22 protein-coding genes are annotated in these 20,924 nt (G+C 45.3%); 13 read left to right on the plus strand and 9 right to left on the minus strand.

Features of this window, described 5'->3' with window-relative positions:
• The first annotated feature begins 18 nt into the window (after positions 1 to 18).
• The 8 genes from topA (at position 19) to I6L24_RS05855 (ending at position 9,081) form a co-directional block, all read left to right on the plus strand.
• Positions 19 to 2,661, plus strand: coding sequence for a type I DNA topoisomerase (topA, locus tag I6L24_RS05820; RefSeq protein ID WP_004278474.1), 2,643 nt, complete (start codon positions 19 to 21; stop codon positions 2,659 to 2,661).
• A 93-nt stretch (positions 2,662 to 2,754) separates the two neighbouring features.
• Positions 2,755 to 3,558 (plus strand): NYN domain-containing protein, encoded by an 804-nt coding sequence (locus I6L24_RS05825; RefSeq protein ID WP_034439084.1) that lies wholly within the window; start codon positions 2,755 to 2,757, stop codon positions 3,556 to 3,558.
• A gap of 5 nt (positions 3,559 to 3,563) precedes the next feature.
• A complete protein-coding gene (locus I6L24_RS05830; RefSeq protein WP_153566608.1) occupies positions 3,564 to 4,319 on the plus strand; it encodes a hypothetical protein in 756 nt (251 codons plus the stop codon).
• A 65-nt stretch (positions 4,320 to 4,384) separates the two neighbouring features.
• Complete coding sequence (locus I6L24_RS05835; RefSeq protein ID WP_153566607.1) at positions 4,385 to 5,524, plus strand: glycerate kinase; 1,140 nt, start codon at positions 4,385 to 4,387, stop codon at positions 5,522 to 5,524.
• 152 nt (positions 5,525 to 5,676) lie between these two features.
• A complete protein-coding gene (locus I6L24_RS05840; RefSeq protein WP_005250636.1) occupies positions 5,677 to 7,665 on the plus strand; it encodes an ATP-dependent helicase in 1,989 nt (662 codons plus the stop codon).
• An 83-nt stretch (positions 7,666 to 7,748) separates the two neighbouring features.
• Positions 7,749 to 8,000, plus strand: coding sequence for an RNA recognition motif domain-containing protein (locus I6L24_RS05845; protein WP_005103025.1), 252 nt, complete (start codon positions 7,749 to 7,751; stop codon positions 7,998 to 8,000).
• Between the two features lie 193 nt (positions 8,001 to 8,193).
• Positions 8,194 to 8,697, plus strand: coding sequence for a DUF6586 family protein (locus I6L24_RS05850; RefSeq protein WP_004278463.1), 504 nt, complete (start codon positions 8,194 to 8,196; stop codon positions 8,695 to 8,697).
• A gap of 105 nt (positions 8,698 to 8,802) precedes the next feature.
• Complete coding sequence (locus I6L24_RS05855) at positions 8,803 to 9,081, plus strand: hypothetical protein (protein ID WP_004278462.1); 279 nt, start codon at positions 8,803 to 8,805, stop codon at positions 9,079 to 9,081.
• 257 nt (positions 9,082 to 9,338) lie between these two features.
• On the opposite strand, the gene I6L24_RS05860 is transcribed toward I6L24_RS05855, so the two are convergent.
• The 4 genes from I6L24_RS05860 to I6L24_RS05875 form a co-directional block, all read right to left on the minus strand.
• The gene (locus I6L24_RS05860) at positions 9,339 to 11,054 is read right to left on the minus strand and encodes a cation:proton antiporter (protein ID WP_005250639.1); all 1,716 of its coding nucleotides are present in this window, start codon (positions 11,052 to 11,054) and stop codon (positions 9,339 to 9,341) included.
• A gap of 135 nt (positions 11,055 to 11,189) precedes the next feature.
• Positions 11,190 to 11,345 carry a 50S ribosomal protein L33 gene (gene rpmG / locus I6L24_RS05865; protein ID WP_001205031.1) on the minus strand — a complete coding sequence of 52 codons (156 nt, stop codon included), beginning with the start codon at positions 11,343 to 11,345 and terminating at the stop codon, positions 11,190 to 11,192.
• A 12-nt stretch (positions 11,346 to 11,357) separates the two neighbouring features.
• The gene (gene rpmB, locus I6L24_RS05870; RefSeq protein WP_000048256.1) at positions 11,358 to 11,594 is read right to left on the minus strand and encodes a 50S ribosomal protein L28; all 237 of its coding nucleotides are present in this window, start codon (positions 11,592 to 11,594) and stop codon (positions 11,358 to 11,360) included.
• Positions 11,595 to 11,759: 165 nt separating this feature from the next.
• On the minus strand, positions 11,760 to 13,208 hold the full coding sequence (locus tag I6L24_RS05875; protein WP_153566606.1) for a coniferyl aldehyde dehydrogenase: 1,449 nt from the start codon (positions 13,206 to 13,208) through the stop codon (positions 11,760 to 11,762).
• A gap of 115 nt (positions 13,209 to 13,323) precedes the next feature.
• Here I6L24_RS05875 and I6L24_RS05880 point away from each other — a divergent pair, with 115 nt between their 5' ends.
• The 5 genes from I6L24_RS05880 (at position 13,324) to I6L24_RS05900 (ending at position 16,983) form a co-directional block, all read left to right on the plus strand.
• A complete protein-coding gene (locus I6L24_RS05880; protein ID WP_216986524.1) occupies positions 13,324 to 14,055 on the plus strand; it encodes a TetR/AcrR family transcriptional regulator in 732 nt (243 codons plus the stop codon).
• 48 nt (positions 14,056 to 14,103) lie between these two features.
• Positions 14,104 to 14,970: a formyltetrahydrofolate deformylase gene (purU, locus tag I6L24_RS05885; RefSeq protein ID WP_004278437.1), complete on the plus strand. Its 867-nt coding sequence runs from the start codon at positions 14,104 to 14,106 to the stop codon at positions 14,968 to 14,970.
• 192 nt (positions 14,971 to 15,162) lie between these two features.
• On the plus strand, positions 15,163 to 15,930 hold the full coding sequence (locus I6L24_RS05890; protein ID WP_005267494.1) for an energy transducer TonB: 768 nt from the start codon (positions 15,163 to 15,165) through the stop codon (positions 15,928 to 15,930).
• A 25-nt stretch (positions 15,931 to 15,955) separates the two neighbouring features.
• Positions 15,956 to 16,579: a MotA/TolQ/ExbB proton channel family protein gene (locus I6L24_RS05895; protein WP_005250649.1), complete on the plus strand. Its 624-nt coding sequence runs from the start codon at positions 15,956 to 15,958 to the stop codon at positions 16,577 to 16,579.
• The gene (locus I6L24_RS05900; RefSeq protein WP_004278434.1) at positions 16,579 to 16,983 is read left to right on the plus strand and encodes an ExbD/TolR family protein; all 405 of its coding nucleotides are present in this window, start codon (positions 16,579 to 16,581) and stop codon (positions 16,981 to 16,983) included. The genes I6L24_RS05895 and I6L24_RS05900 overlap by 1 nt, the downstream gene beginning before the upstream one ends.
• 64 nt (positions 16,984 to 17,047) lie before the next feature.
• Here I6L24_RS05900 and msrA read toward each other — a convergent pair whose 3' ends face one another.
• The 5 genes from msrA to thyA all read right to left on the minus strand — a co-directional run bounded on the left by msrA (position 17,048) and on the right by thyA (position 20,873).
• Positions 17,048 to 17,572: a peptide-methionine (S)-S-oxide reductase MsrA gene (msrA, locus tag I6L24_RS05905; RefSeq protein ID WP_005267491.1), complete on the minus strand. Its 525-nt coding sequence runs from the start codon at positions 17,570 to 17,572 to the stop codon at positions 17,048 to 17,050.
• A gap of 110 nt (positions 17,573 to 17,682) precedes the next feature.
• Positions 17,683 to 18,144: an META domain-containing protein gene (locus tag I6L24_RS05910; protein WP_044111866.1), complete on the minus strand. Its 462-nt coding sequence runs from the start codon at positions 18,142 to 18,144 to the stop codon at positions 17,683 to 17,685.
• A 102-nt stretch (positions 18,145 to 18,246) separates the two neighbouring features.
• Entirely contained in the window at positions 18,247 to 19,296 is a 1,050-nt protein-coding gene (locus I6L24_RS05915; protein ID WP_153566605.1) for a DUF4105 domain-containing protein, read from the minus strand.
• Between the two features lie 23 nt (positions 19,297 to 19,319).
• Positions 19,320 to 19,832: a dihydrofolate reductase gene (locus I6L24_RS05920; protein WP_005267485.1), complete on the minus strand. Its 513-nt coding sequence runs from the start codon at positions 19,830 to 19,832 to the stop codon at positions 19,320 to 19,322.
• 198 nt (positions 19,833 to 20,030) lie between these two features.
• Complete coding sequence (thyA, locus tag I6L24_RS05925) at positions 20,031 to 20,873, minus strand: thymidylate synthase (RefSeq protein ID WP_004278429.1); 843 nt, start codon at positions 20,871 to 20,873, stop codon at positions 20,031 to 20,033.
• Between the last annotated feature and the right edge of the window lie 51 nt (positions 20,874 to 20,924).

Here is a 20,924-nt window from a genome sequence, read left to right on the forward strand (position 1 = left end):
CAGGATTAACGGTTAATTATGGCGAACGCTCCTCGGTCCACATCAAAAAGCAGCACAGCGAAGTCTCCCGACGCTGGAAGCAAGCGTGCCCTAGTGATTGTGGAGTCGCCTGCAAAAGCGAAAACAATCAATAAGTACCTTGGTCCGAACTACATCGTAAAATCATCGGTGGGTCATGTGCGTGACTTACCGACTGGCGGTTCTGCAAAATCGACAGAGAAAAAACCAGCGACACGTACCAAACTGACGGATGCAGAAAAAGCTGAAAAATCACAGAATGCGTTGATTAACCGCATGGGTGTCGATCCGGAACATGACTGGAAAGCCAAATACGAAGTCCTTCCTGGCAAAGAACATGTGGTTGCCGAACTGAAAAAACTGGCATCGCAAGTCGATGAAGTCTATCTGGCAACGGATATGGACAGGGAAGGAGAGGCGATTGCCTGGCATTTAAAAGAAGTCATCGGCGGTGATGATTCGCGTTATCAGCGTGTGGTCTTTAATGAAATTACCAAAAATGCGATTCAGGATGCCTTTAAGCATCCGTCACGTCTGGATACCAATAAAGTCAATGCGCAGCAGGCACGCCGTTTCCTGGATCGTGTCGTGGGCTTTATGATTTCGCCATTGCTTTGGGAAAAGATTGCGCGTGGTCTGTCAGCCGGTCGTGTACAGTCGGTTGCGGTGAAGCTAGTGGTCGAGCGTGAACGTGAAATTCGTGCCTTCATTCCTGAAGAATACTGGCAAGTGTTTGCCGATACCAAATCGAAAAAAGATGATATTCGTCTCGAAGCGGTCAAGCAAAATGGCAAGACGCTCAAGCTACGCAATAAAGCCGAAACTGATGCCTTATTAAACCTGATCAAAGATGCTGATTATACGGTTTCTGCACGTGAAGATAAGCCAACCAAGGTTAATCCAAGTGCGCCGTATATCACGTCAACGCTACAACAGGCAGCCAGTACCCGTCTCGGTTTTTCTGTGAAGAAAACCATGATGCTGGCGCAGCGCCTGTATGAAGCCGGTTTCATTACCTATATGCGTACCGACTCGACATTCTTGAGTGATGATGCGGTGAATATGGTGCGTGGCCATATCGAATCGGAGTTTGGCGAGAAATATTTGCCTGCCAAGCCGAACCGTTATGGCAATAAAGCCGGTGCGCAAGAAGCGCATGAAGCCATTCGTCCATCTATGGTTGGCTTAAAAGGCGACAGCCTAGTGGGTGTTGAGCGTGATGCACAGCGCCTCTATGACTTGATCTGGCGCCAGTTTGTTGCCTGTCAGATGACTCCGGCAGAATATTTGTCTTCTACCATTTTAGTGGATGCTAATGGTGTAGAGCTGAAAGCCAAAGGTCGTACCTTGGTCTTTGATGGTTTTACTCGCGTGCGTGGTGCCAATAAAGCTGATGACGATATTTTATTGCCTGCGGTCAAAGTCGGTGAAGTCCTTAAACTTGAGAAACTTGATCCATCTCAACATTTCACCAAGCCACCGGCACGTTTTACTGAAGCCTCACTGGTGAAAGAACTCGAGAAAAAAGGCATTGGCCGTCCATCGACCTATGCTGCGATTATCTCGACCATTCAGGATCGTGGTTATGTGAAACTGGATAACCGTCGTCTCTATGCCGAGAAGATGGGTGAGATCGTTACCGATCGTCTGGATGAAAATTTTAGTAATCTGATGAACTATGCCTTTACCGCAGATCTTGAAGGTCAGCTGGATAAAGTAGCAGATGGTGAGCGTAACTGGAAAGAGTTATTAGACAGCTTCTATGGCGATTTTAAGCAACGTTTGACTACGGCGCAGGGTGAGAACGGTATGCGCCGCAATCAGCCTGTAGAAGTGGATGCAGTACACTGTAAAGAATGTGACCGTCCAATGCAGATTCGTACCGGAACCACAGGCGTATTCTTGGGTTGTTCAGGCTATAACCTACCGCCGAAAGAGCGTTGTAAAGGAACCTTGAACCTGACACCAGTTGAGTCTCTGGCTGCATTATCTGATGATGAGGCTGCGGAAACTGCTGACCTGATGTCGAAGAAGCGTTGTCCGATCTGTGAAACTGCCATGGACAGCTATGTGATTGATGGCGGCCGTAAACTGCATATCTGTGGGAATAACCCGGACTGTAGTGGTTTTGAACTTGAAGAAGGTGAGTTCAAAATTAAAGGCTATGATGGCCCGAGTATCCCATGCGACAAGTGTGATGGTGAAATGCAGCTGAAGACGGGTCGTTTTGGTCCGTATTTTGCCTGTACCAGCTGTGACAATACCCGTAAAGTCTTAAAGAGCGGTCAGCCTGCGCCTCCACGTGTGGATCCGATCAAGATGGAGCATTTACGTTCTGCCAAGCATGACGATTTCTTTGTACTGCGTGACGGTGCAGCCGGTTTATTCCTGGCGGCAAGCAAGTTCCCGAAAGTGCGTGAAACCCGTGCACCGAAAGTGGCCGAGATTCGTTCTGTTGCCGACCAGCTTGATCCAAAGTATCAGTTTATCTTGCAGGCACCTGATGTGGACCCGGAAGGGAATCCAACTCTGGTAAAATTTAGCCGTAAGAACCAGTCACAATATATTGGTTCGGAAACTGCAGAAGGCAAGCAAACCAAATGGTCTCTGGTTTATCAGGACGGAAAATGGGTTGAAGCCTAAACTCTAAGATTCAAAAAAATGCTGACGAAAGTCGGCATTTTTTATGTCAGAATCATGTATATAAAAAATTAAAAATAATATCTTGGGGTGAATGTGGATATTCAGACAAAAAAGTTCGCTGTATTAATCGATGCGGATAATTCTTCTATCAACGCGATTTCATCGGTATTGGAGGAAGTTGCGAAATATGGAATTGCCAGTGTCAAACGTGTGTATGGGGACTGGAGCAGCGAAACGTTAAAGAAATGGCGAGATGTACTCCTTCCTCATGCCATCACTCCGGTACAACAATTCGCTTATACCAAGGGTAAAGATGCGACGGATATGATCCTGATCATTGATGCTATGGATTTACTTTATGCAGGTGCATTAGATGGATTTTGTATCGTATCCAGCGATAGCGATTTCACGCCCTTAGCTTCACGTATTCGTGAAAATGGTCTAACAGTGTATGGCTTTGGCAAAAAAGCTACGCCTGAAGCATTTAAGAAAGCCTGTGACAAGTTCATTTATATCGAAAACTTACTTGTAGATAGTGAAATTAAAAATAATGAGGATGGTGAAGAAACAGGATCAATAGATAAAAAAGTTTCGGAGATTATCAAGACTAATGGACAAAAAACTATATCTGCGCAAAAGGAAATTCAGTTACCTGAAGGGATGGATCGAGCTACGCTTAACTTAATTTATAAAGCTGTAAAAGATAATGCCGATGATAATGGATGGGCGAATTTAGGGATGGTCGGGCAGTATATCAGTGCAGTAAAGCCTGATTTTGACTCTCGTAACTATGGTAGAGCCAAATTGTCAGGATTAATAAAAACTTTAAATTTATTTGAAACAAAAATAGAAATGAGTCAGATGTATTTAAGAAAAATGAAAAAGCAGAGTGTGTAATCGATATGTGGAAAAAGATTCGGATTCTGATTTTATTAATCATCTTATTGATTGTCGCGGTCAATGCCTATCGTGATCAAAACCAGAACTGGTCAAAGCCGATTATTGTGTTGCTGCATCCGATTAATGCCGATGGATTACCGACCACACAGCAATATATCCAGCAACTGTCAGCTCAGGACCTGAATGGAGCACGGGAATATCTGGAAAAAGCAGCTCAGCAGTATCGTAGACAGCCGACTTATTTTTATTTTAATTTAGGCCGTGAGCTTCAAGTTCTACCACCCAAAGTCCCTGAGCAAGACTCGCTCATCGATACAGTTTTATGGAGTTTAAAATTCCGTTTCTATGCCTGGAAACAGCGACAGAGTTCAGATCCTTCAGCCAATGTGACTTTATTTTTAAATTACTACGATCCTGTACAGACCAAGCAATTAAAGCATTCAACCGCCTTGCAAAAAGGCCGGATTGGTTCGATAAATCTATTTGCATCCAAACAACAAACTGAACAGAATAAAATTGTCTTGGTTCATGAATTGCTGCATGCCTTTGGTGCTTCGGATAAATACGATTTAGCGACAGGGCAACCGATTTATCCGCTGGGTTATGCATTTCCAGATCAGCAACCCTTATTTCCGCAATCCAAGGCGGAGCTGATGGCAGGGCATATTCCCCTGTCTCAAACTACCAGTAAAATGCCAGAATCTTTAAATCAAACCTTGATTAATGAGATAACTGCAATTGAACTGGGCTGGAAATAAAGACTTGTGGATAGTACTGGATTTATCCACAATTTAGACTTCATTTGTGGATAAAAGATTACATCATGCCGCTCACCTTTGTACTTGCTCCTGACTCATTTAAAGAAAGCATGTCTGCTGCGCAGGCTTGTCAGGCCATGCAACGCGGTATTCAGAACGTCATTCCGGATGCCCATATCATTCATGTGCCAATGGCTGATGGCGGTGAAGGCACGGTCGATGCATTGATTTCAAGTTTAAAGGGGCAAAGTATTGCATGTGAAGTGACCGGACCACTGCCTGAGCAACGTATTCAGACCTATTGGGGTTTGGTTGATCCAGGTCAAACTGCCGTGATTGAAATGGCCGAGGCCAATGGCATTCATTTATTGAAGCCTTCACAGCGTAATCCGATGCTCACTTCAACTTATGGCACAGGAGAAATGATCAAACAGGCATTGGACTTGAGTGTGAAAAAAATCATCATTGGGCTGGGTGGGAGTGTTACCAATGATGGTGGTGCCGGCATGGCACAGGCACTGGGTGTGCGGTTTCTAAATCATGCGGGTGAATTAATTCAGGTCTGTGGTGGAAACTTAGATCTGGTCAAATCAATGGATTTATCCGAACTTGATCCACGTTTAGCAGATACTGAAATAATTATTGCATCGGATGTCAACAATCCACTGTGTGGACCAAATGGTGCATCGATAATCTTTGGACCACAAAAAGGTGCAACGCCTGAAATGGTCAAGCAGTTGGATCAAAACCTCTGTCATTTCGCCGATGTGGTTGCTCAGCAGATTGGCTGTGATTATCGTCATGTGGCAGGTGCGGGCGCTGCCGGTGGATTGGGTTTTGGTTTAATGGCATTCACTGCTGCTTCCATTCGATCAGGTGTAGAGCTGATGATTGAACAGGTTCAACTCAACGAGAAAATAGCGCAAGCAGATCATGTGTTTACCGGGGAAGGTAAAATTGATTTTCAAACCAAATTTGGCAAAACGCCATTTGGTGTGGCGCAGGTTGCAAAATACTTCAATAAACCGGTGATTGCTTTTGCGGGTCTAGTCGGTGAAGGGGTTGAGGATTTGTTTGAGTCAGGATTTAGCCAGATTATTGGGATTAATCCGCCAGATTGTCCTTTAGAGGAAGCCTTAAATAATGCAGAAATGAACTTGGGGAAAGCTGTCGCTGAGATAGTTAAAAATCTTTTGACACAGTGAAAGTATTTCTCTCTCCTGTAATCCAGCACGCCCTGTCGTTAGCTAATATCAAATCAGGAAATAAAATTGGAGACAGTTTCAGGACAACTGAAAAGCCATAATTCTGGAAGCGATCTGTTAAACTACATACATCCACAAAATGATGAGTGAAAATGAGTTTAGCCACCCTGATTGATGAATTAAACCCCCAACAAAAGCAAGCAGCGACCACAGAAGCAAAACACAGTTTGGTGCTGGCCGGGGCAGGTTGTGGCAAAACCAAGACTATCGTGGCACGCGCAGCTTACTTGATTGAGCAGGGTGTGCCTGCCAACCAGATTCAAATTCTGACCTTTACCCGCCGTGCAGCCAGTGAAATTGTGGCGCGTGTCGAACTTGCACTGGGTGAACAAGCCAAGGGACTGCGGGCCTCGACCTTTCATACCTTCTGTATGTATCTGCTGCGCCGTATTCCGAAAGCTTTTGGTCTGGAACAGTTTTCGATTATTGATCGTGATGATCAGTTGATGATGTTTCGTTTGATTCGCGGCCGTGATGACAAGAAAAATCCCAATCATCTGCCGAAGCCTCAAGAATTATGTGATTTGTATTCTTTTGCAAGGAATACCCGGCAAAAGCTCAGTCTGGCGCTGGAAAAACAGATGCCGGAATATCTGGCCTTAAAGGACCAGATTGCCGAAATTATGAAAGAATATGAAGCACGTAAGCAAGCGCGAAGTTTTCTGGATTATGACGATATTCTGGCGGTAGTAGCTACGGCGCTGGCACAGTCCGAAGGTCTGGTCGACTATGTCGCTTCAATCTGTCGGCATATGCTGGTCGATGAAATGCAGGATACCAATCCATTGCAATGGGCTTTGCTGGAGCCACTGAAAGACCGGATCAGCCTGTTCTGTGTCGGTGATGATGCGCAGTCGATTTATGGCTTTCGTGGTGCAGACTTTGAAAATATTCACCATTTCAAAGAACGTGTGCCAGATGCGCAGATTTTTAAATTAGAAAAAAACTACCGCTCGACCCAGGAAATTCTGGATCTGTCCAACTGGCTGCTCGATCAGTCTGAAATCAAATATGACAAACGTCTGGAAGCGTATCGCGGAGAAGGTGTAAAGCCGCGCATGCATATTTTCCCGAATGAGTTTGATGAAGCCAAATGGATCGCGATTGATATTAAAGAGCGTCATTATCTGCAAGGTAGTAAGTGGGGCGAGCATATGGTGCTGGTTCGTTCCAGTTTTGCCGCACGGCATATTGAGGCAGCCTGTATCGCGGCTAATGTGCCGTATCGCTTTATTGGTGGCATGAAGCTGCTGGAAACGGCGCATGTCAAAGATTTGCTCAGCATGCTGCGCGTAGTCGCCAATCCGCTGGATGATATCGCCTGGATGCGTTTCTTGACCCTGTGGAATGGTGTTGGTGATGTGGGTGCCAGTAAGCTATCGCAGCAGTTATTGGCTGAACCGGAAATGGAAGCTATTGCAGATAAGTTGGAAAAATTTGGCAAGATACCATTAGAAACCATTCTGATCATGCAGCAGATGAGTGTGCTCAAAGGCGAAGTGCCAGCCTGCGTCGGTCTTGCGGTGCAGGCGATTGAATCGCAGTTGGCGGAAAACTATAAAAAGGATTGGCCACGTCGCCAGAGTGATTTTGAACTGGTCAAACAGCTGGCCTCCAAGCATTCGCAGCTGAGTGAATTTTTAGAGGAATATGTACTGGATCCGGTGTCAATCTCAGAAATTGAACGCCAGTCAGATACGGATGTAGTGACCCTCATCACTATCCATTCGGCCAAAGGTACCGAACAGAATGTCTGTTATGTGGCCAATGTCACGCCGGGGAATTATCCGCATGCACGTGCCCAAGGTGATTTTGATGATGTCGAAGAAGAGCGTCGTGTGCTCTATGTAGCACTGACCCGGGCAAAAAATGAATTAATTCTGACCAAACAGAACCTGAATCATTGGGCGCGGGAAACCGTGGATGAGCAGGGACGTAAAGTTGAAAGTTATTTTCTGAATGATCTCACCCGGCATTTATGCACCACGGAAACCCATTACAAAACCCGGCAGCAAACTGTAAAAAGTGCCTTGATTGAACGCAAGTCGATTAATTTAGATTTTGGGATTGATCTCGATTAAACTATAGCAAAGTTGTTTCATGCAAAAAGTAGAGTAGGCGCGTGCTTTTTGATATTTTTTGCCTATCTTCTTAAGGTTGTAAGATGAAAATTTTAGTTCGTAATTTAGAACGTACGGTCACAGAAGCCGAATTACTGAAACTGTTCCAGGAATATGGCACAGTGGAGACCTGTACTTTGGTGCTTGATGCAGCAACAGGCAAATCAAAAGGTTTTGCTTTTGTAGAAATGCCACATGGCCGTGAAGCAGTCAAAGCCATTAAAGGCCTGAATACTTTACGCCTGCACGGACATGGGATCCGCGTGAAAGCCACAGAAGATAAGCCTCAGGCTTAAACTCAAAAAAGGAGCACTTGATAGGCTCCTTTTTTATGGCTGCAATTTAGTATCGCCGTACTTAATCAGTGAGCTCAATGCTCTGAATTTCAGTGCTGGATGGATTCAGTCTAAACATCTTTTGATTGCGAAATGTAGGCGAACCTTTTACTTTATAAAAGCCAAAATTTGTTTTAAACCTTAGGAAATCTCGATGACCCGTGTTGCTCGCTATCATGCGGACCGTACCAATCAAAAACTGTATTTTGCCCGCCTTTCCTGCCAGCAAGCAGAGCAAACTGAACATGTACAACAGGCTCAGGCACAACGTGAAGCAACTGTGTTTCATTTGCATGGTGCTTTGTTAGCATTTTTACAGGAACTGGTGCGTTACTATCGCCTGAATGATCCTCATCCGACGCTAAAATCGATCGAAGAACTCATGGCGGCCAAAGGCCAAATTTCGCCAGAAGTCGCGGTGCTGCAACATTTGTCCAAGAGCGGTTTCATTGCTGAACTGAAGCGCGCTTACCGTCTGTGCCAGTATGCGCCCGAACCAAGTACCCCAGAACCTGAAGACGAAACCTCCTCAAATCTCATCATTAAAGTCACACAGTCTCCACAAGCATGGTTACCTGATACTGCTATATTGAGAGAGTGGCATCGTGACCTGACCCAATTAATTGATGGTTTTCGTAATGAGATGATTGAATTTTAATCGGATCGGCTGTACTTGAAATTGCAATTTTTAACCCTATATCAATTACTCTAATGATGCAAAGTGCACCCGGTGCTTTGCCACCATGTTGAACATGGAGGATATATGTCTATAGAACAGTTGAAAGATTTATTTGGTAATCAAGACGCGATTTTAGAACTCGTTCAACTTGAAGGTGGCGCGTTGGCTCTACGCAATGCAGGCTCACATAAACAGCCTTTGGTCATGATTCAATTTAATGATGAGGTGAAAGCTCTACTTGGAGAGCAGACGCCCGTGATTGCGCAACAGATGATTCAGGCAGCACTCTATGGCTTGCTGGAACAGCAGGTCAATGAATGGCAGGCTGAAGTTGTGGATGAAGAACCAAAGTATATGAGTTAATCGTTGAAATTTATTTAGAAAGCACACTATCGGTGTGCTTTTTGAGTTTTATAGGTTATTAAATTAGGCAGATTTTAAGTATCACAAAAACGTTCATTTAAAATGAAGATGAAAAATCAGTATTTTAAAATTTAAGTCGTGAGCAGTCTGAAGCCAGTGTGTTAATAAAATATTTGGCTCAGAGATATATTGATGTACATAAAAAAAGTTGCCAGATCCGGCAACTTTTTTATTCAGTGTTTATTCAAAGAAAAACTTTAATGAGAAGGCGTATGCTGATGCGCGATCTCAATCTGATTCAAAATATGATTGCTCATATTTTTCGCCATTTCTTCTTTGGCATAATAAACCGTACCGACATTATCCCGACGAATGGCTTCAGCTTCTTCCTTGCTTTCTGCACAGACCAGTACCTGAATTTGTGGATTCAAGGTCTTGGCAATGTCCACGATTTTATGAATATCGATAATATCCATAGGAGAGATAACCAGTAAGCGCGCATGTTGAATATGTGCTTGAATCAGTACTCCGGCTTCAGTGGCTACACCAGACACTGCAGCAATGCCTTTTTCACGTAGGTTTTCGACGATGTCACGGTTTTCTTCGGCAATCACCACCTTAATGTTTTCTTCCATCAATGAGCGGGTAATGCGACGTCCCACCTCACCATGGCCAATAATGACCACCTGATCGCGCAGGTAATCCTGTGAGACTTCATCCGGTAACATTGCCAAAGGGTCACCACTGCGTTCCAGTAAGCGGGCCAGAGTCGAGCGTTCCCGAATCCATTTCTGTACCGGCTCAATCGCGGAAAAGATAAAGGAGTTAAGCGTAATCGAAATTAAGGCACCTGCCAGAATCAGGTTTTGACCTTCCAGCGAAAGCAGATTGAGCGAAACACCGAGTGCAGCCAAAATAAAGGAGAACTCACCAATCTGTGCCAGAGAAGCACCGACGGTCAAAGCGGTATTGATCGGATAACGGAAGAACAGCACCAGTGCCATCGCGGCAATAGTTTTACCAATCATGATAATCCCGACCACGGCCAGTACATGTAAAGGCTGTTCCAGCAGGATGCGCGGATCAAACAGCATGCCGACGGAGACAAAGAATAAAATCGAGAAAATTTCACGCAGTGGCAAGGTTTCTTCTTCGGCACGATGACTGAAATCAGATTCTTTCACCACCATCCCGGCAAAGAAAGCACCCAGTGCCATCGACACGCCAAAGATCTTATAGGCACCAAAGGCAATCGAAACAGCAGCAGCCACCACGGTTAAGGTAAACAGCTCACGTGAACCAAGACGTGCCACGACCTGTATGATCATCGGAATCAATCGTTTACCGATAATCAGCATGAAGGCAATAAAGCCTGCGACTTTGAGCAGAGTAATACCTAAGGTGAGCCAGATATTCTCATCGCTTGCGCCTTCCAGCGCCTGCCCCCCTAAAAGCACCGCAGTGGCAGGTAACAGTACCAGCGCCAAGACCATAACCAGATCTTCGACCAGTAACCAGCCAACAGCAATCCGGCCATTGATCGAATCGAGCAGGCCACGATCACCGAGTGCTTTGAGTAGAACCACAGTACTGGCACAGGACAGGCTTAGGCCAAAGACCAGCGCTGAGCCAAAGCTCCAGCCCCACAGCATCGAAACTCCGACCCCGAGCAAGGTGGCAACTGCAATCTGTAAAATCGCACCAGGCAGGGCAATCCGGCGGACCTGCATCAGATCGTTCAGGGAAAAATGCATCCCGACACCAAACATCAGGAACATGACGCCAAGTTCTGCCAGCTGGTTGGCCAGATGAATATCACCGACCACACCGGGTGTGTGGGGACTAATCAGAATGCCGGCAATGAGATAGCCGATCAAAGGGGGAAGACGCAGCCGTGCAGCGAGATAGCCAAAGACCAAAGCTAAGCCAAAACCAACAGCCAGTAATATAATGAGCTCTACGTCATGTGGCACTAAATACTCCTTTAGCTAGGTTTGCTGGGAAATAAGCACAAAAAGTGCCAAAACATGCAGAAAGTTTATCAAGCCGGATAAAAAAAGTGCAAAAAAAAACGACCCGCAAAGGTCGTTTTTTTAAAGAAACTAAAATTATTTGATTTTAGCTTCTTTGAAGATTACGTGTTGACGGATTTTTGGATCAAATTTTTTGATTTCCATTTTTTCCGGCATAGTACGTTTGTTCTTAGTCGTGGTATAGAAATAACCTGTACCAGCTGAAGAAACTAAGCGAATTTTATCACGCATGGTTCAGACTCCTTAGATCTTTTGACCTTGAGCACGTAGGTCAGCAACAACCTTTTCAATGCCCAATTTGTCGATAATACGCATACCTTTAGTGGTTAAACGAAGACGTACAAAACGTTTTTCGCTTTCTAACCAGAAACGGTGGTGGTGCAGGTTCGGCTCGAACCGGCGCTTAGTTTTGTTGTTGGCGTGTGAGACGTTGTTACCAACGACTGGACGCTTGCCGGTAACTTGGCAAACCTTAGACATGGTGTAACTCCATTGATTTAGCCAACAGCAAATCTGTATGGCCAGTCAAAAATAAACGGATTGAAATCATTCAAGGGGCGTTTTATATCAAAAATGCGCTTAAAAGACAAGCGATTTTCGTCAAAACGCGGCACGAACTATATCGATAGCTCATGCCTTGATCATTTAGCGGAGAAGTGTCTTCGAAATCAGCTTGTGAATCGGTTTATTGAACGGTGGCAGAATGTATTTCAAGCTATACAGCTTTGGATTCGACATTACTGAGCGTTCATGCGACAAACTGAAGAAGCCTTCTGGGCCATGGTATTTACCCATACCTGATGCACCGACACCCCCAAATGGTAGATCGTCCTGCGCAACATGGGTCAGTACCGTATTTTGCCCGAAATGCCCTGAATGGGTACGCTGTGCGACATAATCGGCACGCGCCTGATCAAAGTCGAAGTAGTATAAAGCAAGTGGACGTGGACGGCTATTAATAAAGTCGATGACATCGTCAATTTGATCATATTCCATGATCGGTAACAGTGGGCCAAAGATTTCATGCTGCATGATCTGCATCATCGGGGTGACATTGGTCACGATGGTCGGTGCAATCTTGCGCAGATCAGCCGAGTTTTCACTACGCGGATTAATTTCAATGACTTGCGCACCCTGTTCACGCGCATCATTCAGATAGCCTTGCAGACGGTTATATTGTTTGACATTAATAATCGAGGTGTAATCCTGATTATGGGTGATATCCGGATACATGCTTTCGACACAGGCTTTAAAGTGATCAATGAACTCGGCAGTTTTTCCGAGAGGCAGGAACATATAGTCTGGCGCTACACAGGTCTGACCGGCATTCCAGAGTTTGCCCACCGCAATCCGCTGCGCGACATCGCGCAGATCAATCGATGGATGCACCAGTACTGGCGATTTACCGCCCAGTTCCAGAATCACCGGCACCAGATTTTCGGCAGCGGCTGCCATGACGGTTTTACCGACTGCAGTTGAGCCGGTGAAAATCAGTTTATCGAAAGGCAAACGACAGAAAGCATCTGAAATCACACCGCCACCATTCACCACAGCGACCAATTCTTTAGGGAAGGCTTCAGCCAAAGCTTTTTCTAAAACTTCACCAAAGGCAGCGGATGCACTGGAAATTTTGATCATGGCATGGTTGCCGGCCGCCAGTGCGCAAATCAGGGGGCCAATCGACAACAACAGCGGATAGTTCCATGGTGCGATAATCCCAACCACGCCTAAAGGCTGATATTGTACCCAGGCTTTAGCCGGCTGATGAATAATGCCGACATGACGCTTGGAGGGTTTCATCCACCGGGTCAGGTTTTTGCTGTAATATTTGATATGTTCCAGACAGGTGAGCAGTTCACCAATCTTGGTTTCCCCGATTGAACGGTTACCATAGTCCTGATTAATTGCATCAGCAAATTGATCTTGATACTTAACTAAGATACGCTTAAGTCGAGCTAAACGATCGATACGTTCCTTTGCAGTCGGCAGAGGGTAGTGTAAGTAAGCGTGTTTTTGTTGCGCCAAGACTTCATTCAGATATTGGCTATCAAAAAAATGTGGTGTCATTGATGTTGTTTTTGTGTGACTGTTCATGCCGCACTACCATTATTCAAAAATCGATTAATTAATTTTTAGAGCAAATACTCTAATTAGTCAAGTGACTTTGTGTGTTAGGCTGCTAATGCATGAACTGAATGGTTATTTTAGGATGTCCCAAACCAAAACCTTAAAAACTAAAGAGCGTATCTTGCAGCTCAGTTTGCAGCTGTTTAACGAGCGTGGCGAACGATCGGTAACCACCAATCATATTGCGGCTGAACTCGGCATGAGCCCGGGTAACTTGTATTATCATTTCCGCAATAAAAATGAAATTATTAAAGAATTGATGGAACAGTACCAGCATCAGACGCTAGAAATGCTGGCGCTGCCGGATGACCGTGCGCTGGATGCCAATGACAAGGTGCATTATTTTCAGGTACTGAGCAGTCAGCTATGGGCTTATCGTTTCCTGCATCGTAATGTCTATCATCTGGTAGAAAATAACGAAGATTTTCGCAAGATGTATCCACGCTTTGCCGGGCAGGTCATGCAGCAGGGCCAGAAAATCTATAAAGGCTTTGTTAATGCAGGCCTGATGGACATGACCGATTCAGAAATTGAAGCACTGATCATTAACCTGTGGATTGTACTGACCAACTGGACCAATTTCCTGTATATGTCAGGTCATCTGACCGATTCCAATACCCTGGAAGAAAAATGGGTCTGGCAGGCACTGCGCCAGATGGTATTCTTGGAAGGGGCGTATTTACGTGGTGAAAGTCGTCAAACCTATGAAGGTTTATTGAGTAATTTGGGCTCTTCGGAACTTTTTGCCAGCCTGTCGTCGTCTAAAGATTCTGAATCTGAACAAACTATTCAGAATATCCAAGAAACGCGCTAGAATACTCGGCTTATTTTTTAATTTAACTGATTAGTGACTTAAACCAACATGAATATGACGACTGCTAACACCGCACGTTTATTGATTACTTGTGAAGACAAGCCGGGCATCGTGCAGGCTGTTTCGAGCTTCTTGTATCATCAAGGTGCCAACATTACTGCGCTTGACCAATATGCGACAGCAGCGCAGGGCGGACGTTACTTCATGCGCGTTGAATTTGAATTAGATAATCTTCAAAGTCGCAAAGAAAGTATTACCCAGACTTTTGCAGCGAATGTGGCGGAACGCTATGGCATGCAATGGCGTCTGGCTCTGGTCAGTGACGTGAAAAAAGTCGGTATTTTGGTGTCTAAAGTCGATCATGCCTTGCTTGAGCTGTTATGGCGTCATGCGCGTGGTGGTTTGCCTTGTGAAATTACCAAAGTGGTGTCGAATCACGAGACTTTACGTGAAGCAGTTGAAAATTTTGGCATTCCATTCGAAGTTGTGCCGGTGACCAAAGACAACAAACCTGAAGCTTATGCAGAAATCGACCAGTTGATGCAGGGCAATGACTTACTGGTGCTGGCGCGTTATATGCAGATTCTGGATGAAGAATTTGTCAGCAAGTGGGAAATGAAAGTGATCAACATTCACCATTCTTTCCTGCCGGCTTTTGTAGGTGCCAATCCGTACAAACAGGCCTATGAAAAAGGCGTGAAGCTGATCGGTGCAACTGCGCACTATGTGACTGCTGATCTGGATCAAGGTCCGATTATTGAGCAGGATGTGGAGCGCGTGAACCATGACTTTACTGTTGAGCAGTTACGTGAACTCGGTCAGGACGTAGAACGTAATGTATTGGCCCGTGCGGTAAAATGGCATTTGGAAGACCGTATTATTGTCGATGGCAACAAGACTGTCGTGTTCCAATAAGACTTGCATTGAGTTTTAAAAAGGCATACTTTTAGTGTGCCTTTTTTGTTTTGATGCAAAAAAAGTCAGTCAAAGGTAGGATTAGCGGTTGCAAATGAAAACACTTCTCATTTATTATTGGCATACTTTAATTGTGCTAACCGATGAGCTTGATAGTTTGTTCCACATCATCTCCTCAAGGTAATAGATTTAATGAGTCAAGTTGCTGCGCCCCAAATGCCTACACCGCCGAATCAGATGAAAAAGAAAGTCATCTCTATCGTGGCGGCTGTACTGGTTGGGCATGTGGGTGTGTTATATGCGATCAGCCAGATGAAAGCACCTGAGCTGGCACCCATTGATAAGCAACCCTTAAAAGTGCGCTTTGTAAAACTCCAGGAAGCGCCAAAACCTTTACCGCCAAAGCCGAAGGCCGAGCCACAAAAAGAGCCGCCTAAGCCAAAAGAAGTCAAAATTGTCGATAAACCGCTGCCACCACCACCGAAAAAAGTAGAAAAAATCGAGCAGGTGAAAAAGGCTGAAGAGCCAAAAGTGGTTAAAGCACCGCCAGTTGAAGCAAAACCAACCCCAAGTCCGGTTGTACCGACAGTGGTCACTGAAACTAAAGTTAAACCGGCACCTGCTCCAGTCGCGCCACCTGCGCCTGTGGCACCGCCAGCACCTGCTGCGCCGCCATCCCCGAAAAGTGTATCAATTGGTGGGGGCGTGTCTTGGCAGCGTTCACCAAAAGTCTCACTCTCTGCAGGTGAATTAAAATCAGCCTGTTCACTGGTAGTAGATGTTTCAGCGAATGAGCAGGGTAAAGTAGTTTCTGCGACTGCACGAAATTCAAGTTGTAGCCCGGCGGTAACGCGCAAAGTAGAAGCCGCGGTACGTCGTGCACAACTCACCAAATATGTTGAAAATGGTGTGGCTTATCCAACCCGTGTGGAACAGCCTTTCGATTTTCAGGTTAAATAACGGCTCACCCATTAGGAGTTCGAATATGAACTTTTCAGTTTATTGGCAACACGCTGATGCAGTCAGTAAAACGCTGTATTTCGTGTTATTGGCAATGTCGATCGCGACATGGACCATTTTTGTGCTGCGTTTGATGGGCACTCGCCAGCTGAAACAGATTGCCTATGCTCAGTTATCTAAAGCATTGGAACAACTGAAAACCAAACTGGCTCCTTTGGGCTTTGAACAGCGTAAGGCAGTGGCAGAACAGGCACTGTTACGCCAGATTTCAGCAGAAAAAGCCAATGCCGAAAAAGGTGTATCAGTTCTGGGTACGATTGCCTCAATTTCACCATTTGTCGGTTTGTTCGGTACGGTATGGGGCATCTTCCATGCGTTGGTTGCTGTTGGTAAAAGTGGTCAGGCTGGTCTGGCACAAGTGGCAACCCCAGTCGGTGAAGCATTGATTATGACTGGCTTAGGTCTGGCAGTCGCGATTCCTGCGGTACTGGCTTATAACATCTGTGTCCGTGCTAATCGTGGTTTGGCACACGAGTTACAAGATCAGGCACATGGTCTGCTGATTGATACTATGCTGCAACAGGAATCTGCTGCAAAAAAGTCTGATGAAAAAGTAACACAACAGAGTTTCGTGGGAGGTCAAGCTTAATGGCTTTTCAACTGGGTGAAGACAACGATGTAGGCATGAATGAGATGAACCTCATTCCCCTCATCGACATTATGTTGGTATTGATGATCATCTTTCTGGTGACAGCGACCGTTGCGAACCCATCAATTCCATTAACCTTGCCACAAACTACTGCGGAGATTATCGATCTGCCGCCTGAAAATGTCACGATCAGCATCAATGCCGAAGGTGACATTGCCTGGAATGGCGATGTACTGACGCTAGAGCAGCTTGAAACCCGTTTTAATGAAGCGGGCCAAGCTGAACGTCAGCCGACTATTGTGTTGAAAGCGGATAAAGAATCACGTTATGACTCGGTGGCGCAAGTCATGTCGCGTGCGAGTGGAGCCGGACTCAGCGATATTGCTTTTGCAACCGATAACTAAGATTTAGATAATAAAAAAAGCGACTGATTGCAGTCGCTTTTTTTATGCCCATTTTTCGTGAATCTTAATGGGTTTTTAATAGGGTCGTAAATTTGCTGCGTAATTTATTCAATTTTGGCGGAATGGCAAAATTGCAATAGCCCTGGGTCGGGTTCTTGGCAAAGAAGTTTTGATGATAGTCTTCCGCCGGATAGAAAGTTGGAGCAGGGCTCAGTTCAGTCACCACATTGATGCCATCGGCTTTCAGGGCATCGATCGCCTGCTGCGCCTGTTGCTGCTGTTCATCATTCAGATAATAAATTACAGAACGATACTGGGTGCCGACATCATTGCCCTGACGGTTTAATGTGGTTGGATCATGGGTCGCAAAAAATACATCAAGCAACTGGGTATAGTTAACCTGGTTTTCATCGAAATCGATCAGAATGACTTCGGCATGGCCGGTATTGCCTCCGCAGACATCATCATAGTTTGGCTCAGTCGTATGACCACCTGCATAACCGCTGACGACCTGCTGAACTCCCTGAATCTGTAAAAATACGGCTTCAGTACACCAAAAGCATCCCCCACCGAAAAGTGCCTGTTGCATGGTTGATTCCTCATTCAATTAAATAACTCAATCGGGCTGATGGTTAAATTCCAGCTCATCAGTATGAAAGATAAAAAAGCCTGTCCATACAGGCTTTTTGTAGGGAAGTATTAACGCGGCTGAACAGCACTTTCCAGCTGGATCAAGAGATTTCCATGGCGATCCAGTAATTTTAAGGTTTTACCAAACACTTGATAATGAGTCACTTTGGCTAAAGCTTCATTAAATTTCTGATCAAGCTGATCGTTGTTCATGCAAGCCATACGGGTAGTGGCCATCTGGCTCAGGGTCAGCGTGTCTTTTGCTGCTGTGTAGCTGCCCATAATCCGGTTACAGCTATCTGAACCTGAAACGCGCTGGGTACTGGCATCAAATTGCAGACTCGGAACATTGCGTGCGGTTGGCACCGTCTTGATTTCAGTATTGCCAATCTGGGTTGCAATCCAGGTACGATTTTGCAAAAGTTGTAAATGATTCGCGGTTTGTGTCGTGGCTGTATTGGGTACAGTTTCGCAGCCCATGACCGTTAAAACCGAGCCTAAAATCGCGATTGCAGTTAATTTTTTTAGCATGAGAGATACTCTGATCATTGACTAGCTGTTTGTATATAAACAAAAAAATGATCAAGGTTCCAGTTGATTTTGTATCTTTATTGAAGTGGATTTGCTACACAGTTATTGCATGTCGGGTTTTGGTAGGCCCTGCCGGATCAGGCGTGAATAGTCCTGACTGGAGAGATTAGCGGTGCGTTCTACCCGTGGATTGACATGTGCCCGTTGATACCAAGTGTGCATATCCCAAGACTGTTCTAGTACTTTCAGGTCATAGAGATAATTCGGTAAATAGCCGGAGGCCAGCAACCGGTAATCTGAGGGTAGCTGTTGTTGCGATATCGCCTGAACCATATCAAAGACCAGTGTGGTGCAATTACTGGTCAGGGTATTGTACCATTTTGGCTTTTGGGCCAGCTCATCGGCCTGACGCAGATATTCCTTGAATAGCGCTTTAGCCTGAGCTTGCGGCATTTTGACTGGGAAAAAATAGACCTGTTCACCACGGACATTGCTACGGGTATAGACAATATCCTTTTCATCCGATGCGACCAGACTCAGTTCATATTTTCGGAAAAAGCCACCAATCGCTGAAAACTCTTCATTCTTTTCCTTGCGGATTTCAATCGAGAAGGTGAGTGGCTTTTGATTGGCAAAATCGAAGCTGACCAGGGTATGGGCAATTTTAGGCCCCATCCAGTAGGAAGTAATGATGTTCACGCCAGTAATCTGATTCAGATCAAAACTGCGGCTTTCCCAGCGTTCGATATAGCGACCATCGGCCTGCCAGTCAAAGTTGCGGATATTGTGTAAGGTAACCTGATCGCCTTGCAGCTCATAATGCAGAAGCTGGGAAACCTCAGGATTCCACTCTCGATCCTGACGCGCTTCCAGACTGAAATATCCTAGCAGACAGAATAAAAAGGCCAGAAGATAAAGAACGCTATCCACTTGGCGGGAGATCAGATGCCGGGTGAAATAAATCCCGAGAACGACCAGCGCAAAGGTCAGCCAGAGTCCAATCAGCATCAAGCTGCCGATTTTTCCAATAGGTTGATGAACCCAGAGCATCAGGCTGAACCACAGGCTCGACAGAAGGACGAATAAAGTAAACAGGCTGCCCAGTAGCCACAGACTCCAATGTCTGGAGATGTATTCGCGTCCCTGCATCATCACTTTTTCCTGAGAAATAGGCTTTATTTTCTGTAGGTTGCGAACTCAAAAGCAATGCCGGTTTTGTCGTCGATATGTTGCTCGGCAGCGACCTTTTTAAATTCCGCTGGAATCTCTGGATAATAGGCATCGCCCTGTACATCCAGTTCGACATGGGTCAGTTCCAGACGGTCTGTAATATTCATGGTCTGTTTAAAGATTTCACCGCCACCAATGATGAAAATGGTTTCGGGTTTTTCTGAAGCCTTCACATCTGTCAGGGCCTGACTCAACGCATCTTCAATGCTATAAGCGACTTTGGTGCCTGCAAATGCCCAGTCTGGATCACGGGTAATCACCCAGTTCACCCGTTTAGGCAGAGTACGTCCCATTGATTCTAGTGTCTTGCGACCCATCACCACCACACCGCCTTGGGTGATTTCCTTGAAGTGTTTCAGGTCTGCAGAGATATGCCAAGGCAGGTCATTGCCCTTGCCGATACAACGCTGCTGATCCATGGCGACGACGTGTACAACTTCTAAATCTTGAAATGACATGTATTGAATCCTTTTTATCAAGCCCAAAGTCCTTCGTATAATTTTTTACTGGTACGAAAGAAAGGTTAAAAATCTATATTGATTGCCTTCATGCTTTAGGCTAGGAATAATTTTGAAAGGAGTTGGCGATTTACGTGTGGTAAAAGGCCTCTCCCTAGTCCTCTCCTAAGAGGAGAGGGAACTTTATAATAAAGAAAATTAAACAGCGACAGGGGCTTTAATTCCTGGATGAGATTCATAACCGACAATTTCGATATCTTCAAATTTGAAATCGAACAGGTCTTTGATCTCAGGATTTAGTTTTAATTGACAGAGGCCTAATGGCTCACGGCTGAGCTGTAACTGTGCTTGCTCGAAGTGGTTGCTGTACAAATGAGTATCGCCGCCAGTCCAGACAAAGTCACCGACCTCCAGATCACAGACTTGCGCGATCATATGCGTCAACAAAGCATAGCTGGCAATATTAAATGGTACACCCAAAAAAACATCGGCACTGCGCTGATACAACTGACAAGATAATTTGCCATTATGTACAAAGAACTGGAACAGGGTATGGCAAGGTGGTAATGCGACCTGACCTGCCTCATTCGGGTTCCAGCCCGATACAATCAGACGGCGCGAATTTGGATTGGTTTTAATTTCATTGATCAACCATTTGATCTGGTCAAAACCGTCCTGATTATAACTATTGTCTGCATTTTTGCTGGCCCCAAAATTACGCCATTGGTGGCCGTAAACTGGACCCAGTTCGCCTTCAGGACGGCCAAAACGCGCAGTCTGTTCTGCGGTTGCCCATTCGTCCCAAATCGAGACTTTATTGTCTTTTAAATATTGAACATTGGTATCGCCTTTCAGGAACCACAACAGTTCGATCACGATAGAGCGGAAATGAACTTTTTTGGTGGTCAGTAAAGGAAAACCTTGCGAAAGATCAAAGCGCATTTGATGACCAAATACCGAACGTGTACCTGTACCGGTACGGTCGCCTTTATCGCCGCCGTTGTCGAGGATATGTTGTAAAAGGTCAAGATATTGGCGCATAGTTCTCTCTATTTGAATCTGTTAAAAATCGCCGTTTTAACAGCAAAATGG

The sequence above is a fragment of the Acinetobacter lwoffii genome (assembly GCF_019048525.1).
Taxonomy (GTDB): Bacteria; Pseudomonadota; Gammaproteobacteria; order Pseudomonadales; family Moraxellaceae; genus Acinetobacter; species Acinetobacter lwoffii_K.